We start from the raw sequence: 19,999 nt of genomic DNA on the forward strand, positions 1-19,999 counted from the left end.
CTGGAGGCTACCTGATGCTTCAGGCTGATCTGAACGTAATCCTGCCGGAGATCATTCTGGCCTGCTACGCCATGCTGGCGCTGGTCGGCGCGGTCTACACGGGCAAGGACAAGCTGGCCCCGATGCTGGTCTGGGTGACGGCGGCGATCTTTACCGTCGGCGCGCTGTGGATCGCATCTCGGGACGTGGCACCGACCGCCTTCTACGGAATGTACAACGCCGATGGGTTCGCGCGCTTTGCCCAGGTCGCCATCCTGCTGTCCGGCGCTGCGGTGCTGGTCATCAGCCAGGACTACATGAGCCGCCGGAACCTTCTGACCTTCGAGTATCCCGTTCTGGTGGTGCTGGCGGTCATCGGCATGATGATCATGGTCTCGGCCGGCGACCTCATCATCCTCTACATGGGGCTGGAACTGCAGTCGCTGGCACTTTACGTCGTGGCCGCGTCGCGCCGCGACAGTGTGAAATCGACCGAGGCGGGGCTGAAGTACTTCGTCCTCGGGTCGCTGTCCTCGGGCCTGGTGCTGTATGGTGCCTCGCTGGTCTACGGGTTCTCCGGCACGACGCTGTTCACCGGCATCATCGCCGCGGCGGGCGAAGGTCAGGCGCCTCTTGGCCTGCTGTTCGGCCTCGTCTTCATGATCTCGGGCATGGCGTTCAAGGTTTCGGCCGTGCCGTTCCACATGTGGACCCCGGATGTCTACGAAGGCGCGCCGACCCCGGTCACCGCCTTCTTCGCCACCGCACCCAAGATCGCGGCCATGGGGCTGTTTGCCCGTGTCGTCCATGCGGCTTTCGGGGGTATCACCGCTGACTGGCAGCAGATCATCGCGCTGATTTCGGTGCTTTCGATGTTCCTCGGATCGATCGCGGCCATCGGCCAGACCAATATCAAGCGCCTGATGGCCTATTCCTCGATCGCCCACATGGGCTATGCGCTGATGGGTCTTGCGGCGGGCACGGCCTTTGGCGTGCAGGCGATGCTGATCTACATGGTGATCTACGTCATCATGAACATCGGCGCCTTCGCCTTCATCATGACGATGGAACGGGATGGGCGGCCGATCACGGATATCACCGCGCTCAAGGCCTATTCCTCGACCAGTCCCGCGCGGGCTCTGGCGGTTCTGATCCTGATGTTCAGCCTTGCCGGTGTGCCGCCCCTGGTGGGCTTCTTCGGCAAGCTTTACGTTCTGCGCGCGGCCTATGACGGTGGCTTGGCCTGGCTGGCCGTGATGGGGGTGATCGCATCGGTGATCGGCGCCTATTACTATCTGCGGATCGTCTACTACATGTACTTCGGCGACAATGCCGAACCGCTTGAAGCGCCGCGTGCGCCGATCCTGGCCGGTGCCTTGATGCTGTCGGCCGCCGCCATGCTGCTTGGTATCGTGAACCTGTTCGGCATCGAGGGCGTGGCCCAGGCCGCCGCCCTGACGCTGGTACAGTAACCGGTGCTCACGTCGGTCCCGGAAGACTGGCCCGGCGGCTATGACCGTGTGGTCCTGGCCGAGACGGATTCGACCCTGGACGAGGCGGCGCGGCGGTTCGACACCCTGCGCCGTCCGGTCTGGCTGCTGGCGCTGAAACAGACCAGGGCGCGGGGCCGGCGGGGTCGCCCCTGGGTCGCGCCAGAGGGCAATTTTGCAGCGACCCTGCTGCTTCCCCTGGCCGAAGATCCCGAAACCATCGCCTTGCGGTCTTTCGTGGCCGCCCTTGCCCTGCACGAGGCCATTGTCTGTCTGACCGGACGGCCCGATGGACTGTCGCTGAAATGGCCCAACGACGTGCTGCTGAACGGCGGCAAGGTCGCGGGTATCCTGCTGGAAGGCATGCAGCGTCGCGGCCTCGCCGGGGTCGCCATCGGCATCGGTGTAAACCTGTTGCAGGCCCCGGCCCCGGAAGAAGTTGAAGCCCGTGCCGTGCGTCCGGCATCGCTGCTTCAGGAAGCCGGCGCCCGCGTCACACCCGAAGAGATGCTGAATGCGCTGGCCAATGCCTATGCGGCCTATGAAGTCAGCTTGCGGACCCTCGGATTCGGCCCGATCCGACAGGCATGGCTGCATCGCGCCAGCCATATCGGGCAACAGATCACCACCCGTTTCGGCGATACCGAGCTTTCGGGACGTTTCGAGACGATCGACGAAAAAGGGCACCTGGTTCTGCAAACCGGAGAGACCCGCCACAAGATCGCCGCCGCCGAAGTCTTTTTCTGACCCGACCGGCAGCTGAGGGAGGTCACCATGCTTCTGGCCATTGATTGCGGCAATACCAACACCGTCTTCTCGATCTGGAACGGAGAGCGCTTTCTTTGCACGCTCCGCACCTCGACAGAGCACCAGCGGACAGCCGACCAATATTACGTCTGGCTGTCCACGCTGCTGGCCCATCACCGGATCCCGATGGATATCGACGCGGTGATCATCTCGTCCACCGTGCCGCGCGTGGTCTTCAACCTGCGGGTCCTGTCGGATCGCTATTTCAACTGCCGCCCGCTGGTGGTGGGCAAGCCCGAATGCCTGCTGCCGCAGGTGCCGCGTGTCGATGAAGGCACGCAGGTCGGCCCGGATCGGCTGGTCAATACCGCCGGGGCCTTTGACCGGTATGGCGGGGACCTGATCGTGATCGATTTCGGCACCGCGACGACCTTTGACGTGGTGGCGCAGGACGGGGCCTATGTGGGTGGCGTAATTTCGCCCGGAGTGAACCTGTCGCTGCAGGCACTGCACGAAATGGCCGCCGCCTTGCCCCATGTCGATGTGACCCGCCCGCAGAAGGTGATCGGCACCAATACCGTCGCTTGCATGCAAAGCGGAGTTTTCTGGGGCTATATCGGCCTCGTGCGCGAGGTTTGCGACCGGATCCGGGGGGAATATGATCGTGATATGCGGATTATCTCGACCGGGGGGCTTGCGCCTTTGTTCGCGCAAGGCGATACGCTCTACGACCATTTCGATGAATTCCTGACCATTCACGGCCTGAGAGTCATCCATGACCACAACAAAGCGTTAGGCAATCCATGAGCAATGACCGGCTGATCTATCTCCCCCTCGGCGGTGCCGGGGAAATCGGTATGAACGCCTATGTCTATGGTTACGGCGCGCCGGGGAAAGAACGGCTGATCGTCGTGGACCTGGGCGTGGCCTTTCCGGACATGGACAGCACGCCCGGCGTGGACCTGATCTTTGCCGACACGACATGGCTGCAGAAGAACAAGGACCGGATCGAAGCGGTCCTGATCACCCATGCCCATGAAGACCACGTCGGCGCCGTCGGCCACCTTTATGAAAAGCTGGGCGCGCCGAAAATCTATACCCGTGCCTTCACGGCCAATATCGCACGCGGCAAGCTGTCGGAATACGGTTTCAGCGACGATGTGGTGACCACGGTCAGCGCCTGGCCCGAAACCATCAAGGCCGGTCCCTTTACCATCGGCTTCCTGCCGATCTCGCATTCCATTCCCGAAAGCTCGGGCCTGGTGATTGACACGCCCGAGGGGCGGGTGATCCATACCGGCGACTTCAAATTGGACCTGAACCCTCTGGTGGGCGAAGCCTTTGATGAAGCGCTCTGGGCGGATGTGTCCAAGGATGGCGTTCGTGCGCTGATCTGTGACAGTACCAATGTGTTTTCACCCAAGGCCGGGCGGTCTGAATCCGAACTGGGCAAGCCCATCGAAGAGCTGATCGGCAGCCTCAAGGGTATGGTCGTCGCCACGACCTTTGCCAGCAACGTGGCCCGGGTCAAGACCCTGGCCGAAGCCGGCGACCGGGCAGGGCGTTCGATCTGCCTGCTGGGCCGTGCGATGAAGAAGATGCTCGACGCCTCACTGGCGACCGGCGTGGTCAAGGACTTTCCCACCGTGGTCAGCCCTGAAGAGGCCCGCGATATTCCGCGTGAGAACCTGATGCTGATCGTGACCGGCAGCCAGGGCGAACGTCGGGCGGCCTCGGCGCAACTGGCGCGGGGCAAGTACAACGGCTTTACCATGAAGGAAGGGGATACCTTCCTGTTCTCTTCCAAGACCATTCCGGGCAACGAAAAGGGCGTGATCGCGATCATGAACGCCTTTTCCGAACAGGGCGTCGATGTGGTTGACGACAATGGCGGGCTCTACCACGTGTCCGGCCATGCCAACCGTCCCGACCTGCTGAAGATGCAGGAGGTCGTGCGCCCCCAGATGGTCATCCCGATGCATGGTGAACACCGTCACCTGCGCGAACATGCCCGCCTGGCCGAGGCCAATGGCCGGGCTGCTGTCATTGCCGTCAATGGCATGATGCTGGACCTCTCGGGCAATGCGCCCAAGGTGGCCGAATATATCGAGACCGGGCGCACCTACCTGGACGGGTCAGTGCAGATTGGCGCCATGGACGGGATCGTCCGGGACCGTATCCGCATGGCGCTGAACGGCCATGTGGTCGTGACACTGGTGCTCGACGAACAGGACGAACCGCTTGGTGAACCTTGGTGCGACCTGAAGGGCCTGCCCGAGACCGGCAAATCCAACGCGCCGGTCGTCGATGTACTGGAAGCTGATCTGGGTCAGTTCCTTGGCAGAGCCAATGCAAAGACCCTGCGCGATGACGACAAGCTGGAAGAGGCCCTGCGCCGTATCGTGCGCAATTCTTCTCAGGAAGAAGTCGGGAAGAAACCCGAGGTCACGGTCGTCATCTCCCGGCTCAGCGCCTGATCCATCAGATCCGCTTCGGGCAGGGGGGTGACTTCCTGTTCGAGGCGAGCGATCAACGCGTTCAGGGCAGTGGAGCGGTGCGCGCGGATGTCAAAGCGCAGACCGGCCCGGCGGTCCGACCGCCATCGGATATCTGACTTGAAAAATCCGACGTTGCTGAGCTGAAAGCGCGGCGCATCTATCTTGCCATAGCTGGTGACAATATTGGGCAGCCGGATTCCGGCGCCACCAAGCGAGATATCTTCCAGAACGGCCGTCAGGCTGCGATCACCAAAATGCACCTGGCAATCCATGTGCACCGGATACCGCGGAAATCTGCGACGTTCGGACCGTGGTCCGCTAAAATAGATCTGTGCCATGACAGGCTCCCCACAAGCTTTGGGGAAGGCTATCGGCAGCCCGTTACCAATTCTTGAACAGAAGTGGAAATCGACGCGCCAGGCGCCGATTTCCGGAGTTCAGGCGCTTTAGCCAGCGCGACGTTCGTCGAACGAAAGGGCGATGAAGCTGGGCATGTGATCGCCCATGCCGACAACCTTGTTGTTGTCATTGCCGCCACGCGACTTGCCGCCCCGCGAGGACGAAGACCGCTTGTCGCCCTCACCGGAGCCGTTGCCGCGGGTCGTGGGCTCTGCAGTGCGCGGCGCCTCCTTGGGTGCTGCTGCGGGGGCTTCGGCTTCCTGGGGCGCAGGGGCCTCGGCCGCCTTGGCCCTGGAAGAGGACCGGCGACGCGGGGTGCTGGCCGGCTTGCTTTCAGGGCTCTTTGCCTCTGGCTTGGCCTCGGGCGCTTCCGGGCTGACGGCCTCGGCCGCGTCGGGGGCCGCTTCGGCGGCTTCGACGGGCTTGTCCTGCTCGGGCTTGCGGCGCGTGCGGGTCCGGGTGCGCTTGGGCTTCGGCGCCTCTTCCGGCGCGGCGGCGGCTTCGACGGTTTCCCCTTCGGCCTTGGCAGCCGCAGCGGGCTTCGCCTTGGCGCCGGGGACGTCCATCAGCGGGATCGGGTTACCGACCAGCTGTTCGATGTCCGCCAGGTTCTTTTCGTCGCGCGGCACGCAGATCATCACGGCCTTGCCCTTGCGACCCGCACGGCCCGTCCGGCCGATCCGGTGCACGTAGTCCTCGGCATGGCCCGGGACGTCGAAGTTGAAGACGTGGCTGACCGAGGGCACGTCGAGCCCGCGCGCGGCCACGTCCGAGGCACAGAGGATGCGCAGCGACCCTTCGCGGAAGCCATCCAGCGTCCGGGTCCGCTGCGACTGATCCAGATCGCCGTGGATCGGCGCAGCGTCATAGCCGTATTTCTTCAGCGATTTTGCGGTGACATCCACATCGGTCTTCCGGTTGCAGAAGATGATCGCATTGGTCAGGTTGTCGCCTTCGGCGTCGATCAGGTCGCGCAGAATCCGGCGTTTTTCAGAAGCTTCGCGATCCTTGCGCGACGCTTTGAACATCACGACGCCCTGTTCGATATTGGCCCCTGTGGTGGCCTGACGGGCGACCTCGATCCGTTCGGGCGCGGAGAGGAAGGTATTGGTGATCCGCTCGATCTCGGGCGCCATGGTGGCCGAGAAGAACAGCGTCTGCCGGGTAAATGGCGTCAGGCTGAAGATACGTTCGATGTCCGGAATGAAGCCCATGTCGAGCATCCGGTCGGCTTCGTCCACGACCATGATCTGCACGCCGGTCAGCAGCAGCTTGCCACGTTCGAAATGGTCCAGAAGGCGGCCGGGGGTGGCGATCAGCACATCGACGCCACGGTCGATCAGCTGGTCCTGTTCCTTGAAGGAAACGCCACCGATCAGCAGCGCCTTGGTCAGCTTGAGGTGCTTGGTATAGGTGTCGAAATTCTCGGCAACCTGCGCGGCAAGCTCGCGCGTCGGGCAGAGCACCAGGCTGCGCGGCATACGGGCCCGCGCACGGCCCTTGGCCAGGCGGGTGATCATCGGCAGCACGAAGCTGGCGGTCTTGCCGGTGCCGGTCTGGGCGATCCCCAGAACGTCCTTGCCCTCGAGAGCCGGGGGAATCGCGCCCGCCTGGATAGGCGTCGGCGACTCGTAACCGGCTTCTTCAATGGCTTTAAGGACCTTCGGGTCCAGGTTGAGATCAGAAAACTTGGTCATGTGTATCCGTCGTTTACGGACACATTCGGGCCCGTAGCGTGTGAAAGTCCGAACCCCCTTGGTCCGGCGTGAATCGGGCAGCAGTCGGACCGCGTCCCGACAAGTGTCAGCCACTTACATCAGATGGGTCGGAAGGTCAATCTCGGCAGGGGTTTCCCCTTGTTTTTCGATATTTTGCAGGCCGTTCCGGTTGTGATTTCGATGGCGGGCGCGTGCTTTTGGCCTCAAGCGCGGCAAAGCAGCGGGGTGGGGCATTCATGTCAGTGTTTCCGGCAAGGTGTGGGCCGGGAAATACCGGTCGCGCAGAGCGGCGAAATCCATCCGCGCTTCGGCCAGCAGGCCTTCGGTGTCAAGTCGGCCCCGCAGGGCCGGTGTGTCGCGGCAAGTCGCCTCGAAGAAGTCGATGAGCCCGGCATCGCCGCGGGTCTGGCTGATCCGTGTCAGCAGCCCGTGCAGGGTTTCCTGACCGGCCTTCGCCGGTTTCAGTTCGGTTCGGTAGGCCCCCTGTGACAGACGGAAATGGAAATGGGCCAGCCAGGCATCGCGGTCGCTGGCGTGGAAATGGCCAAGGGCGATCCTGTCCAGCTCTCGCTGGCCCGGGTTTTGTCCCTGTTCGGTCAGAAGGTTGTGGATGCGGAATTCGGCCCCCGGAATGCCGGGGCGCACAAAGAGCTTGCCTGCCACATGGCTGAGGAACCCGCCGTTCAGCCAGGGACCGTACTCGGGGTAGATCCGCGCGGTCTGGGCTTGGCGCAGCTTGGGCGCGTGGCTGAAGCGCTTGAACCGTTGCGGGGCAGCGGGGTCGGAGGGGGCCAGTGCCTCCATCGGCCGAATGCGGGCAGATTGGCAATCGGGCGGAAGCGTGGAAAGGATCGCGCCCAAGTCGCCTTGCGGCATCAGGAATTCATCGACGTCTATATGGGCCAGCCAATCGAGTGGCGCCTCGCGCTGGTAGGCCTGCGTCGCATTGGCTGTCTGCCGCGGTTGATGGCGCCGTGGGCGACGTCCGATTTCGCCCCAATGGGCATCGTCGCACAGGATTGCACTTACCTTAGGAATGGCCTGCAAGATACTGTAAACCGGATCTTTTGGATCATCGATATACAGGTACAGATGGGCCGCACCCAGCTCCAGGTGCCAGGCGACAAAGTCCAGGACTGCCTCGGGGGCGGCCTTCAGTGTGGCGACGAGTCCCCAGCTTTGGCTCATGCGGGCAAGTCCTTTGGGTGGCAGCCAAAGACCCTTTCGCAGCAGGCGTCCAAGGCAAGGTCTCGGGTCAACAGCATGCCATGGTTTTGCAGGGCGGCGCGAAGCCTCGGTGTGTCGGCGCAGACCTCGTCAAAGAAGGCGCGCAGGGCCGGTTCGCCGCCGTCCTCCTGCAGGAAGCCAAGCAACTCCCCCAGTCCGAAACGCGGGCGTTGATTGCGGTAGGAGCCTTTTTCGAGCCGAAACGCCAGTTTGTCGCGAAAGCTGGCCCAATCCGTGACATGGGCGTGACCCAGCCAGGTGCCGTGAAGCACCGCGACATTGGTAATGGGCGCCTTGTTTCGGCGCAGCGTATGCAGGCCAAGGCGACAACCCGGCAGGCCGGTGCGCACGATTGCCTTGCCCTCCAGGTGGCTGACATAGCCGCCGCGCAGATAGGCACCATAGGTCGGATAGATCTCGTGCAGCACCGATGGATCCTGTCCGGCAAACCGGGCGGTCAGCTTGAAATGGCTTTGAGAACCGGCAAGGCGCTCGGCGGGGAGGATCTGGATTTGGGCGATATCTTCAGGTGCCTGCGCGAGGATCCCCATCAAATCATCCGGCGGCATCAGGAATTCATCGACGTCGACATGCGCCAGCCAGTCGAGCCCGCTATTGCGATAGCACAGCGATGCATTGCGAAATTGCCGACGTTGATGGCTCGCGGGGCGGTCCTTTTGGACCCGCTGCCAATAGGCGTCATCGCAGGCGGTCACCTCGATCCGGGGATCACCCTGCAGAAAGGCTTCGGTGGCTGGATCGGGCACGTCGAGGAACAGGTGCACCTGGCTGGCGCCAAGCGTCAGGTGCCAGGCGGCAAAGCGGGCGATATCGGCCAGCGGGGCCTTCACCGTGCTGACGATGCCCCAGGTCGGCTGCGCGGACAGCGGCCCGGGCAGCACCACATTCGGCGTGACCTCCGTGCGGATCGCCTCGAAGTGCGGGGCGCGCGTAGGGGCTTGATCTGGGGGCGTGCCTCTGTCCATTCCGGAAAGATGCCCGGCGCGCGCCGGGCAGGCAAGCCGTTGATGTCAGGCCATCATCTCTTTCGTCGCGGTCAGCGTCACATCCGGATAATCGCGCACGATCCGGTCGATGTCCCATTGCAGACGGGTCAGGAAAACAATGTCGCCGTCGTGGTCGTACCCGATATGCTGGCGGTTGGAATCCACAAGCTTGTCAACGGCTTGCTTGGCGCCGTTCACCCAGCGAGCCGAAGTGAACTGCGACCCTTCAAAGCGCACCGGGATGCCGTATTCCAGCTCGATCCGCGATGCGAGGACCTCGAATTGCAGGGCGCCGACGACGCCGACGATGAAACCCGATCCGATGGCTGGCTTGAAGACCTTGGCCGCGCCTTCCTCGGCAAATTGCATCAGCGCCTTTTCAAGGTGCTTGGCCTTCATCGGGTCCGTGGCGCGCACCGATTGCAGAAGCTCGGGCGCGAAGGAGGGAATGCCCGAAACCCGCAGCGCTTCGCCTTCGGTGAGCGTGTCACCGATGCGCAACTGGCCATGGTTGGGAATGCCGATGATATCGCCGGCCCAGGCCTCTTCGGCCAACTCGCGGTCCGAGGCGAGGAACAGCACCGGGTTAGAGATCGCCATGGGCTTCTTGGTGCGCACATGGGTCAGCTTCATCCCGCGCAGGAAATGCCCGGAAGCGAGGCGGACGAAGGCGACGCGATCCCGGTGCTTGGGGTCCATGTTCGCCTGCACCTTGAAGACAAAGCCGGCGACCTTGGTTTCCTCGGGCGCGATCTTGCGCGGTTCCGCAGACTGGATCTGCGGCTCGGGGCCGAAGCTGCCGATGCCATCCATCAGTTCCTTCACGCCGAAGGAATTGATCGCGGAGCCGAACCAGATCGGGGTCAGCGTGCCTTCGAGCAGCGCCTGGCGGTCAAAGGCGGGCAACAGTTCGCGCGCCATCTCGACCTCTTCGCGCAGCTTGGCAAGCTGGTCGGCTGGGATGTGTTGGTCGAGAAGTTCGTCGTCCAGACCCTTGATTTCAATGGATTCCGCGACCTTGTTCCGGTCGGCGCGATCCATCAGTTCAAGCCGGTCGTTCAGCATGTCGTAACAGCCAAGGAAATCCCGGCCCATGCCGATCGGCCAGGAGGCCGGGGTCACATCGATGGCCAGGTTTTCCTGAATCTCGTCGATAATGTCGAAGGTGTCGCGGCTTTCGCGGTCCATCTTGTTGCAGAAGGTCAGGATCGGCAGATCGCGCAGGCGGCAGACCTCGAACAGCTTCTGGGTCTGGCTTTCCACACCCTTGGCGCCGTCAATCACCATCACGGCGGCATCGACCGCCGTGAGCGTGCGATAAGTGTCCTCGGAAAAATCCGAGTGGCCGGGCGTGTCGACCAGATTGAAGCGGAAGGTCTTGAAATCGAAGGACATTGCGGATGCGGACACCGAGATTCCGCGATCCTTTTCCATCTGCATGAAATCGGACCGGGTGCGACGTGCCTCGCCCTTTGCGCGGACCTGGCCGGCCATCTGGATGGCGCCCCCGTAAAGCAGGAACTTTTCGGTCAGGGTCGTCTTGCCGGCATCGGGATGCGAGATGATCGCAAACGTCCGGCGGCGGGCGATTTCGGCAGGCAGTTCAGGGCGGTTCGTGGCGTTGTCCAGCATGTCGCGGCATATATCAGCCAGCGCGGAAAGGGCAAGCGCGGGCTGACGCGCACCGGCCCGCAAGGACCGGCACGACCCCCAGACCTTGCGTCAGGCACCGGAGACAGGTTTGCGCCCGGTGGTGGCATGGCGCAGCAGTTGCAGCGCCTCGGGGCGGCGCAGCTCCGCTTTCGTCAGTTCCAGGTCATGGTGATCGGGCATTGTATGCCCCGGCAGAAGCCCCGAGTACCCGTTCTCCAGATCCGGCAAAAGCGCAGTCTGTGCAGAGGCGTCAAGCAACAGGGTCTCGGCGGCGATGCCTTCGGCATAGATGATCTGGTGATTGTCGAAGAGCAGCTGGAAATAATCCACGAAACCGCCGCCCTGCTGGGTGATCGTGTCGCCGTTGATCAGGTGGCGCGCGCGCACCAGTACCTCCTTGCGGCCAATGCCGAGGCGGTCTTCGCGCTGGTACAGGAAAAGCCGGTGGTCGGGGCTGACGACCAGATCATGGGTATTGGACAATTCGCCCGCCCGGATGACGATAGGGGCAAAGGCACCGGTGGCGCGGATGGTGGAATGACCGATCCAGCGGATCTCTTGCGGGCCCTGGTCCCGGGTCAATACCCGGTCGCCTACCTGAAGATCCTCGATTGCGCGCTGCAGGCCGCTGGCCATGGTGATCTGGGTGCCGCGCGTGAAGGAAACGCAGGTAACCTCGGCCAGCTTGTGGCGGGCACTTTTGCGGTCGATACCGACAAGTTGATAATCGACGCGCGGGCGCAGCGGGGCAAGGGGCAGGGCGTAGACTTCGTTCACGGCGCCGTCGCGCCCGACCTCGACCAGAACAAGTATCTCGGTCGTGGCACCATCAGGCGACATGAAGGTCAGACAGCAATCCAGGTGCACCCGCGCACCGGGTTCCCCGGCGTCGGCTTCGGCCGCGACAAGCGTCCTGCCGTCGGGTTTCTGCACGGTGGCAAGGCGGACCTGGCGGGCACGGTCTGCGAACCAGTAGATATCATCCGGCACAAGTTCGTCGGCGAAGGAAAGCGGGTCGCCTTCATTCACGCCATGGACGACCTGCAAGGCTGCGGATAGATAGACCGGTATGACGGTAACGGGCTGGGCTATGGCACTTTTCATGACATCGGCTAGGCTACCTCTGAACGGACGGACCGCAAGGCCTTTTGTTGAAAACGCACGCAACTTGTCCTCATGATATGGACGATTTCGTGAAGAAGACATGCGCAGAAAGAAGATTTTTGCGCGCAATGGCGCTGGATGTGCCGAATGGAAGAGGAGAACGGGATGGATCTGGGGATCAGCGGAAAGCGCGCCTTGGTAACGGCGTCGTCGAAAGGTCTGGGGCGTGGGTCGGCCATGGCGCTGGCGGAAGCGGGCGTCGACCTGATTCTGAATGCGCGCGGCGCAGAGGCGCTTGAAGCCACGGCCGAGGAAATTCGTTCGCGTTTCAATGTCTCGGTCATCGCGATTGCGGCCGATATCGTCGATCCCGACGGTCGTGCAAAGGTGCTGGAGGCCGCGGGCCAGGTGGATATCCTTGTGACCAATGCCGGCGGTCCGCCCCCGGGCAAATGGCAGGATTGGGACCGCGAAGATTTCATCGCAGCGCTCGATGCCAACATGCTGACGCCGATCGCCCTGATGAAAGCCCAACTGCCCGGCATGATGACCGCAGGCTGGGGCAGGGTGGTCAACATCACTTCGCAATCGGTGAAGGCCCCCATCGGCGCGCTTGGCCTGTCGAATTCGGCCCGCACCGGTCTGACCGGCTACGTCGCCGGGACCTCGCGTCAGGTCGCGCCACATGGTGTCTGCATCAACAACCTGTTGCCGGGCATCCATGACACGGACCGCGCTGCCAGCCTGGATACGGGCGTATCGACCCAGAAGGGGATCTCCTTCGACGAGGCGCGTGCCGCGCGCAAGCAGTCGATTCCGACCGGCACTTACGGCACCGCCGAAGCCTTTGGTCAGGCTTGCGCTTTCCTGTGCTCGCAACATGCGGCCTTCATGGTCGGTCAGAACGTGATGCTGGACGGTGGGCTGAACGCCCAGACGATCTGAGCCATCCGCGAACGCCACACCATGCCATGTCGAAGGCCGCGGTTCTGCGGCCTTCGTGCAAGAGGAGGTCCCGTGACCCAATCCGTCCCCCGCCTGGAAATCCGCAACCTGACCCATAGCTACGGCGGGCAGGTGGTCGTGCAGGATGTGTCTCTCTCGGTCAATCCGGGCGAAGTCTGCTGCCTGCTGGGGCCATCGGGTTGCGGCAAATCGACCACGCTGCGGATGATCGCCGGGGTCGAGGATCCGGATGCGGGCGAGATTCGCGTCGATGGTGCGCTGATCTGCGGTCAAGGACGCTCTGTCCCGCCCGAGGCCCGGCGCATCGGGTTGATGTTTCAGGACTTCGCGCTGTTCCCGCATCTGACTGTGGCCGAGAACATTGCCTTCGGCCTGACGGGTCCGAAAGCCGCGCAACGCGACAGGGTCCGAGAGCTTTTGGCCAGGGTCAGTCTGCTACCCCATATCGACGTCTACCCCCACCGCCTGTCAGGGGGCGAACAGCAGCGTGTCGCCCTCGCGCGTGCGCTCGCGCCGCGCCCGGCGATCATGCTGCTGGACGAACCCTTCTCGGGTCTCGACAACCGGCTGCGCGACGGGATCCGGGATGAAACCCTGGCGATCCTGCAACAGGAAGGCACGGCCGTCCTGCTGGTCACCCATGAGCCGGAAGAAGCCATGCGCATGGCTGACGAAATCGCCCTGATGCGGGCGGGCCGCATCATTCAGCAAGGCGCCCCCTACAATATCTACAATGCGCCAAAGGACCGGGCGGCCGTCTCCTTCTTCAGCGATATCAACGTTATACGTGGACGTGTCCGGGGCGCGCTCTGCGATACGCCCTTCGGCCAGTTCCTCGCGCCCGGCCAGCCAGATGGCGCGCTGGTCGAAATCGTGATCCGACCGCAACACCTGCGCATCGACTTCGACCGCAGCGGCACGGGCCCGCTTGCAACGCCGGAACACGGCACCCCGGCCCGCGGCGTTGTAGAGCGCGCGCGGTTCATGGGGAATGAAAGCCTCGTGGAATTTCGCATGGATCACGATGGTTCTATTCTGAAGGCAACGGTCCCGAATGTCTTCCTTCCGCGCCCAGGAAAGCCGCTCTGGCTGACGATCCGCCGCGACCGCTGTTTCGTCTTCCCGGCCAGTTGAGCCTGCAGAACCCCTTATGTTTCCCTGTAGACAAATATCCCCCGCGGAGCGTTGAGCCGCTTCAGCGGCTCAAATCTGCCCCGTTCAACGCCGTTTAAAGCGCCGCTGACGCGACGCTGCCTCCGGCGGGGATATTTGGAACAGGGAAACCGAGGCGCCGCGCCTGAGAGGGCGGCGGTGGGGCGCAAATATACATCCTCCGGCGCATTGGTCCTTTCATCCCCTGTTGGAAGCCATTAGATACCCTTGGACAGAACCGGGCCAACCGCAGGCCTGGCAAGGGGAGACCTGAAATGCTGAACAATATTGGCCTGCCGGGCCTTCTTTTGATCGCCGTCGTCGTGCTGGTCCTGTTTGGACGGGGCAAGATCTCGTCGCTGATGGGCGAAGTGGGCAAGGGGATCACCGCCTTCAAGAAGGGCGTGAGCGACAGCACTGAAGAACTCGAAGAAGAAAAGGCCGCTACCGCGCGTGATGTGACGCCGGAAGAGACCAAAGACAAGGTCTGATCCCCCATGTTCGGAATGGGTTGGACGGAGATCCTGGTGATCGGTGTGGTGGCCCTGGTGGTCGTCGGGCCGAAGGAACTGCCGGGATTGTTCCGAAATGTCGGCCAGTTCGTCGGTCGCGCACGCGGCATGGCCAAGGAATTTACCCGGGCCATGGAAGAGGCGGCCGATCAATCTGGCATGCGTGAGGCCAGCAATACGCTGAAGGGGCTTTCCAACCCCAAGGCCTTCGGTCTCGACAAGGTGCGGGAAGCGACGGATCTGACCAAATGGAAGCCCGAGAGCAGTACCGGCAAGCTGGCCGCTGAGCGCGCTGAAGCCTCGAAAAAGATCCAGGCCGCCGCCGCCAAGGCCGCGACCAACCGGATCGAAGGTGAAAAAGCCGCCGCCAGTGCCGCGACGACCGAATTGCACACACCCAAGATTTCCGGCCCCGCGCCTGCGGTCGCGCCTCAGGTTCAGCCGACCCCGCGCAGCGTCAACCGCCCGACGAAGAAACGCGAGATCCAGAAGGGGGCTGCCCCGCGCAGCGCCCGGACCCGCAACGCGCCGATCAGGAAAGACTGAGCATGAGCAGCGAGACGGATGAGCTGGAAGACAGCTCCGCCCCCCTGATCGAACACCTTGCGGAATTGCGCACACGGCTTATCCACAGTGCCATTGCCTTCATCGTCGGCATGATCATCTGTTTCGCCGTATGGAACCCGATCTTCAACTTCCTGACCGAGCCGCTTTGCCGTGCACGTGGGGCGATGGGGGACGATTGCGGGTTGATCCTGATCAAGCTGCAAGAAGGTTTCTTCGTCGCGATTTCGATTTCGTTGCTGGGTGGGTTGTTCCTCAGTTTTCCATATATCTCTTACCAGATGTGGCGTTTCGTGGCGCCGGGGCTCTACAAGAACGAAAAGGGCGCCTTCCTGCCCTTTATGATCGCCTCGCCGTTCATGTTCATTCTCGGCGCGGCCTTTGCCTTTTACATTGTCACGCCGATGGCCTTCGACTTCTTCCTGGGGTTCCAGCAAGCAGGGTCCCTCACGGGCGAGGCCGGTGTCGATGAAAGGGTCGCCTCGATTGCCTTCCAGGGCTCGGCGCAGGAATACCTGAACCTGACGATCAAGTTCATCGTGGCCTTCGGGCTATGCTTCCAGCTTCCGGTGCTGCTGACCCTCATGGGCAAGGCTGGCCTGGTCAGCGCCGAGGGCCTCGGCCAGATGCGCAAATACGCCGTGGTGGCCATCCTGATCCTCGCCGCCGTGGTCACGCCGCCGGATGTGATCACCCAGATCATCCTCTTCGTGGTGGTATATGGCCTCTACGAGATTTCCATCTGGCTGGTGCGCCGCGTCGAACGTAAACGCGAAGCCGAATTGCGCGCCGAAGGCTATTACGACGACGACGAAGAGGCCGAGGAAACCGCCGTCGCTACTGCGGCCGAACCGACGGTGAAGCCCAGGGATGACTGATCCCTCGGATCTTGATCTGGCGCGTATTGCCGGGGCCCTCGAACGCATGGCCCCGGCACCGCTGGACGCGCCGGATTTCGAAACTTCTGATGCCTTCGTCTGGCAGACCGGCCCTGAACGTCTGACCCCTGTCGCCCGCGTCTCGCGCGTCGATCTGGGGTTGTTGCTTGGCGTAGACCGGGCGCGGGACATCCTGCTGGCCAATACCCTGCAATTCGCCCAAGGGCACGGCGCCAACAACGCGCTGCTCTGGGGCGCGCGCGGCATGGGGAAATCATCTCTGGTCAAGGCAATCCACGCGGGTATCCTGGCTGAGGGCCATCCGCTCAAGATCGTCGAACTGCAACGCGAGGACCTGCCGACGGTCTCCCGGTTGATGCAGCTTCTGGCCGCCTCATCCCATCGCTTCCTGTTGTTCTGCGACGACCTCAGCTTTTCCAGCGACGATCAGCACTACAAATCCCTGAAGGCAGTGCTGGACGGTGGCATTTCCGGCCGCCCGGACAACGTGCTGTTCTACGCCACCTCCAACCGCCGTCACCTGATGCCCCGCGACATGATCGAAAACGAACGCGGATCGGCCATCAACCCCTCCGAAGCGGTCGAGGAAAAGGTATCGCTCTCGGATCGTTTCGGCCTCTGGCTCGGTTTCCATCCCTGCACCCAGGACGATTACCTGGCGATGATCGATGGCTATTGTGCGCATTATGGCCTCAGCATCCCATCGGATGTCCTGCGGGCCGAGGCTATTGAATGGCAAGCCACCCGTGGCGCGCGTTCGGGCCGCGTCGCCTGGCAGTTCTTCACCGACCTCGCCGGCCGTCACGGCCTTCCAGTCAGCTGAAAACCGGACCGGCCGCCCGAAAGCGCCGCCCCGACCCCGTTTCCCTGTTCGAAATATCCCGGGTGAATTGAGGCCACAGGCCTCAAGAGGGCAGCGCCCTCCTGCTCCCTCCCGGGACCTCAGTTCAGATAGCTCTCTGGATCCACCGAATCGAGGCCTTGGCGAACTTCGAAGTGTACGAAGTTCTCGCCATCACCGGGGATCTTCGCCAGCGCCTGCCCACGGCTGACGCTGTCGCCCTTCTTCACGGTGATCTCGGTCACGTTGGAATAAAGCGTCAGCAGGTTGGCCGAATGCTTCACCACCACGACGCTCTGATTGTCGCTGTCCTGGATGATTGCCGCCACGGTCCCGGAATCTGCGGCCTTGACCGTGGTGCCGGGGGCCGCCGAGATGTCGATGCCGTCGTTGCGCCCCTTGGCATAGGTGCGGATGATGCTGCCCTGCACGGGATAGGCCAGTGCCCCGCCGGCGCTTTGCTGCTGCCCGGCGCCCAGATCCGGCGCGGTGGACGGGACGGCAGCGGCGTCGGCCAGGGGCGGCGGCGAATCTGCGGGCAGGGGAGCCGACGCGGAGGGCGGCAGCGGAGTCGGGCTGCCCGATCCCGGCGCGGTGGTCACGGCAGCCGCCTCCACAGTCGAGCCGTCCGAGGCGACCAGCGGGATGATCAGGAACTGACCTTCGCGAATGGTGAAATTGCTGTCGAGCCCGTTCCATTCCGCAAGCGAGCGGACCGATACCCCGTAAAGCCGCGCGATGGTATAGACGGTTTCGCCGCGCAGGACCTGATGCCGGATCGGCTCGGCGCCGACCTGGCGGGCGGGCTGTCCGGTGCTGGTAGCGGGCAGGGTGGCCACGGCGATTTCCCGGTCCGCCGCACGTTCGATGGCGGTCCCGGCCATGGTGGTCAGATCGACATCCTCGGGCGACAGGATCGGGCCGGTGCCGGCCGCACCTGTGGCGGGCGATGGTTCGGCGACCCGCACCGGCAGGGCCAGTACAGCGCCGGCGCTCAGCGGGTCGGTGGGGCTGAGGCCGTTGTAGCGGGCCAGTTCACCGGCGCTCAGGCCAAGGCGGCTGGCGACATCGGCGACCGTGTCGCCCTGTCGCGCCACGGCGATCTGGTAATTCGGATAGGAAATCACACCGCGATTGTCAGGTTGTGGCCGGGTCGCGCTGACACCGCGCGCCGCTTCGGCGGTGGAAAATCCGCCAAGCCCGCCGCGCAGATCGCTGTCGACCGGGCCGCAGGCCGTCACCAGCCCCAGCATCCCGAGGGCCAGCCCCGTCGTGACGTATCTGCCCAGGTGCAGCGGCCTGTCGGCCGGGAACAGGGCAACTGCTTTGCGCCCTGCGCTCAGGGGGCGCGGGCCAGGGCCTGTCATCATCACAGGCAGGGGCTTGGGGCGGAAATTTCCGGTCATCTGTTCGGTCCTCGTCCCGGCCACCGCGATCCGCGACGGCATCTGGACCCGGTCTTGGCTGCCGGGTCTTGGTCTGGTTGGGCCTCAGCTATCCTTGCCCATGCCTTCCAGCAAGGGCACGAAACGCACGGGGCGCAATTCTTCGTATTCCAGCCGACTATCCGCATGCTTCAGCACGCGGATCAGGCTTTGCACCGTATCGGACTGGCCGACCGGCAGAACCATGATACCGCCGGGCTTCAGTTGCGCCAAGAGCGGGCCGGGCGGGTCTTCGGCCGCCGCGGTCACGAGAATGCGATCGAAGGGGGCCTGGTCGGGCAGCCCGAGGGTGCCATCGGCGGCAAAGGTGGTCACATTCACCAACCCCAGCCCGTCGAGCACCGTCTTGGCCTCGCGCGCAAGGCGGGTATGGCGGTCCACGGTATAGACCCGCCGGGCGAGGTGGCTCAGCACCGCCGCCTGGTAGCCCGATCCCGTACCGATCTCCATCACCTTGTCCCGCGGCTGGACCTCCAGCGCCTGGGTCATCAGGCCGACCACGGAGGGCTGCGAAATCGTCTGTCCACAGGCGATTGGCAGGGGCATGTCCTCATAGGCGCGCTCGGCGAAGATGCCGCGCACGAAATGGCCGCGATCGACCTTTTCCATTGCCTCCAGCACGCGCTTTTCCGTCACCCCGCGCGACCGCAGGGCGAAGAGGAACTGCATCTTGCGTTCCGCGATGGTTGGGGCCTCTTCGGTCATGGGCTGGGGGTCATGCCTTGTTGTTGCTGTCGCCGGATCGTCCGGCAGTCCTGCCCGGATCGCCGGACGGCTGGACCGGATCATCGCCCGGCACCTGCATCAAGGATGGGCGAATCCGCGCCTATGGAAAAGGACGGATTGCACCCTTGGGTCATTCAATCGCCCGTAGTGGCTCAAGTAGGTCACTTGCGGTCAGATCTGCCCGCATCGGGGTGATCGAGACATAGCCCTCGAGGTTGACCGCCACGTCGGTGCCCGGTGCCGTGGCCGCGCGTTGGTCGCCGCCCTTGGCCCATAGGAACCGCCGCCCCGAGGGGCTTTCCTGCGGCAGCACCGAAAAACTGGTGCCCTGGCGAAAGCCCTGGGGCACGACGCGGCGGCCCTTGACCCCGGACAGGGGGCAGGGCGGGAAGTTGATGTTGTAGAAGGTCGCATAGGGGTGGCTTTGATCCAGCTCGGTGGCCAGGATCGCGCGGATCACCTCGGCGCCATGGGCGGCAGCGGTTTCGAAAGGATCGTCAAGCCCGGCATTGCCGGGGCCCCAGAACTGCGACAGGGCCATGGCCTTCAGCCCCTGCAGCGCGCCTTCCATGGCGCCGCCGAGGGTGCCGGAATAGACCGCGTTTTCACCCGAATTGTTGCCCCTGTTGACGCCGGACAGCACCAGGTCGACCTGCTTGCCCTTCAGCACGTCATGGATGCCTGCAAGAACGCAATCGGCGGGCGACCCTTCGGCGGCAAAGCGGCGGGGCGCCATTTCCGAGATCATCGTGGGATGGGTGTAGGAGATGCAATGCGCGACGCCGGATTGTTCGAAGGCGGGGGCGACGACCCAGACTTCTCCGTCCGGTCCCGCAATCTCGGCTGCAATCTTTTCCAGGGTCTTCAGACCCGGTGCGTTGATGCCGTCGTCATTGGTGATGAGAATGCGCATGAAGGCTCCTTTTTCCGGCGTGTGCCCTGCATAGGTGAAGGGGGTTTGAGGGTCCAGACCCGGACCGGGCTTGCCCGGCAAAAGGTCCGGTGGACCTTTTGGGGTCTGGACGGGCGGAGCCCCGGGAGGTGTGGTCGGGCGGGAAAGGAAATGCTTGCC

General features: G+C 63.5%; 19 protein-coding genes. 10 read left to right on the forward strand and 9 right to left on the reverse strand.

Features of this window, described 5'->3' with window-relative positions:
- Positions 1-14 precede the first annotated feature (14 nt).
- From nuoN to PSAL_RS02540, 4 genes are read left to right on the forward strand one after another with little or no spacing between them, the layout of a single operon-like run.
- On the forward strand, positions 15-1,451 hold the full coding sequence (gene nuoN / locus PSAL_RS02525; protein WP_119839648.1) for an NADH-quinone oxidoreductase subunit NuoN: 1,437 nt from the start codon (positions 15-17) through the stop codon (positions 1,449-1,451).
- 3 nt (positions 1,452-1,454) lie between these two features.
- Entirely contained in the window at positions 1,455-2,216 is a 762-nt protein-coding gene (locus PSAL_RS02530) for a biotin--[acetyl-CoA-carboxylase] ligase (RefSeq protein WP_119839647.1), read from the forward strand.
- Between the two features lie 27 nt (positions 2,217-2,243).
- A complete protein-coding gene (locus PSAL_RS02535; RefSeq protein WP_119839646.1) occupies positions 2,244-3,023 on the forward strand; it encodes a type III pantothenate kinase in 780 nt (259 codons plus the stop codon).
- Positions 3,020-4,693, forward strand: a complete 1,674-nt coding sequence (locus PSAL_RS02540; RefSeq protein ID WP_119839645.1) for a ribonuclease J — start codon at positions 3,020-3,022, stop codon at positions 4,691-4,693. The genes PSAL_RS02535 and PSAL_RS02540 overlap by 4 nt, the downstream gene beginning before the upstream one ends.
- Here PSAL_RS02540 and PSAL_RS02545 read toward each other — a convergent pair.
- The 6 genes from PSAL_RS02545 to PSAL_RS02570 form a co-directional block, all read right to left on the reverse strand.
- A complete protein-coding gene (locus PSAL_RS02545) occupies positions 4,633-5,052 on the reverse strand; it encodes a PilZ domain-containing protein (RefSeq protein ID WP_119839644.1) in 420 nt (139 codons plus the stop codon). The genes PSAL_RS02540 and PSAL_RS02545 overlap by 61 nt on opposite strands.
- Before the next feature lie 108 nt (positions 5,053-5,160).
- Complete coding sequence (locus tag PSAL_RS02550) at positions 5,161-6,810, reverse strand: DEAD/DEAH box helicase (protein WP_119839643.1); 1,650 nt, start codon at positions 6,808-6,810, stop codon at positions 5,161-5,163.
- A 255-nt stretch (positions 6,811-7,065) separates the two neighbouring features.
- Positions 7,066-8,019 carry a glycosyltransferase family 2 protein gene (locus PSAL_RS02555; protein WP_119839642.1) on the reverse strand — a complete coding sequence of 318 codons (954 nt, stop codon included), beginning with the start codon at positions 8,017-8,019 and terminating at the stop codon, positions 7,066-7,068.
- On the reverse strand, positions 8,016-9,044 hold the full coding sequence (locus tag PSAL_RS02560) for a glycosyltransferase family 2 protein (RefSeq protein ID WP_119839641.1): 1,029 nt from the start codon (positions 9,042-9,044) through the stop codon (positions 8,016-8,018). Before PSAL_RS02560 ends, PSAL_RS02555 begins: the two co-directional genes overlap by 4 nt.
- A 45-nt stretch (positions 9,045-9,089) precedes the next feature.
- Positions 9,090-10,697, reverse strand: a complete 1,608-nt coding sequence (locus PSAL_RS02565) for a peptide chain release factor 3 (RefSeq protein WP_119839758.1) — start codon at positions 10,695-10,697, stop codon at positions 9,090-9,092.
- A gap of 90 nt (positions 10,698-10,787) precedes the next feature.
- Complete coding sequence (locus PSAL_RS02570) at positions 10,788-11,822, reverse strand: Hint domain-containing protein (RefSeq protein ID WP_119839640.1); 1,035 nt, start codon at positions 11,820-11,822, stop codon at positions 10,788-10,790.
- A gap of 165 nt (positions 11,823-11,987) precedes the next feature.
- Between PSAL_RS02570 and PSAL_RS02575 the strand changes: the two genes are divergently transcribed.
- The 6 genes from PSAL_RS02575 (at position 11,988) to PSAL_RS02600 (ending at position 16,738) form a co-directional block, all read left to right on the forward strand.
- Positions 11,988-12,767, forward strand: coding sequence for an SDR family oxidoreductase (locus PSAL_RS02575; protein WP_119839757.1), 780 nt, complete (start codon positions 11,988-11,990; stop codon positions 12,765-12,767).
- A gap of 72 nt (positions 12,768-12,839) precedes the next feature.
- Entirely contained in the window at positions 12,840-13,922 is a 1,083-nt protein-coding gene (locus PSAL_RS02580; protein ID WP_231388585.1) for an ABC transporter ATP-binding protein, read from the forward strand.
- A gap of 293 nt (positions 13,923-14,215) precedes the next feature.
- Positions 14,216-14,431, forward strand: a complete 216-nt coding sequence (locus PSAL_RS02585) for a twin-arginine translocase TatA/TatE family subunit (protein WP_119839638.1) — start codon at positions 14,216-14,218, stop codon at positions 14,429-14,431.
- A gap of 6 nt (positions 14,432-14,437) precedes the next feature.
- Complete coding sequence (tatB, locus tag PSAL_RS02590; RefSeq protein ID WP_119839637.1) at positions 14,438-14,998, forward strand: Sec-independent protein translocase protein TatB; 561 nt, start codon at positions 14,438-14,440, stop codon at positions 14,996-14,998.
- 2 nt (positions 14,999-15,000) lie between these two features.
- The gene (gene tatC / locus PSAL_RS02595) at positions 15,001-15,894 is read left to right on the forward strand and encodes a twin-arginine translocase subunit TatC (protein ID WP_119839636.1); all 894 of its coding nucleotides are present in this window, start codon (positions 15,001-15,003) and stop codon (positions 15,892-15,894) included.
- Entirely contained in the window at positions 15,887-16,738 is an 852-nt protein-coding gene (locus PSAL_RS02600; protein WP_119839635.1) for an ATP-binding protein, read from the forward strand. The genes tatC and PSAL_RS02600 overlap by 8 nt, the downstream gene beginning before the upstream one ends.
- A gap of 119 nt (positions 16,739-16,857) precedes the next feature.
- On the opposite strand, the gene PSAL_RS02605 is transcribed toward PSAL_RS02600, so the two are convergent.
- From PSAL_RS02605 to surE, 3 genes are all read right to left on the reverse strand, one after another.
- Positions 16,858-18,162, reverse strand: a complete 1,305-nt coding sequence (locus tag PSAL_RS02605; RefSeq protein WP_231388586.1) for a LysM peptidoglycan-binding domain-containing M23 family metallopeptidase — start codon at positions 18,160-18,162, stop codon at positions 16,858-16,860.
- A gap of 84 nt (positions 18,163-18,246) precedes the next feature.
- A complete protein-coding gene (locus PSAL_RS02610) occupies positions 18,247-18,906 on the reverse strand; it encodes a protein-L-isoaspartate(D-aspartate) O-methyltransferase (protein WP_119839634.1) in 660 nt (219 codons plus the stop codon).
- A gap of 151 nt (positions 18,907-19,057) precedes the next feature.
- Positions 19,058-19,840: a 5'/3'-nucleotidase SurE gene (gene surE / locus PSAL_RS02615; protein WP_119839633.1), complete on the reverse strand. Its 783-nt coding sequence runs from the start codon at positions 19,838-19,840 to the stop codon at positions 19,058-19,060.
- Between the last annotated feature and the right edge of the window lie 159 nt (positions 19,841-19,999).

Origin of the sequence: Pseudooceanicola algae (assembly GCF_003590145.2) — a bacterium.
In the GTDB taxonomy this organism is placed as follows: domain Bacteria; phylum Pseudomonadota; class Alphaproteobacteria; order Rhodobacterales; family Rhodobacteraceae; genus Pseudooceanicola; species Pseudooceanicola algae.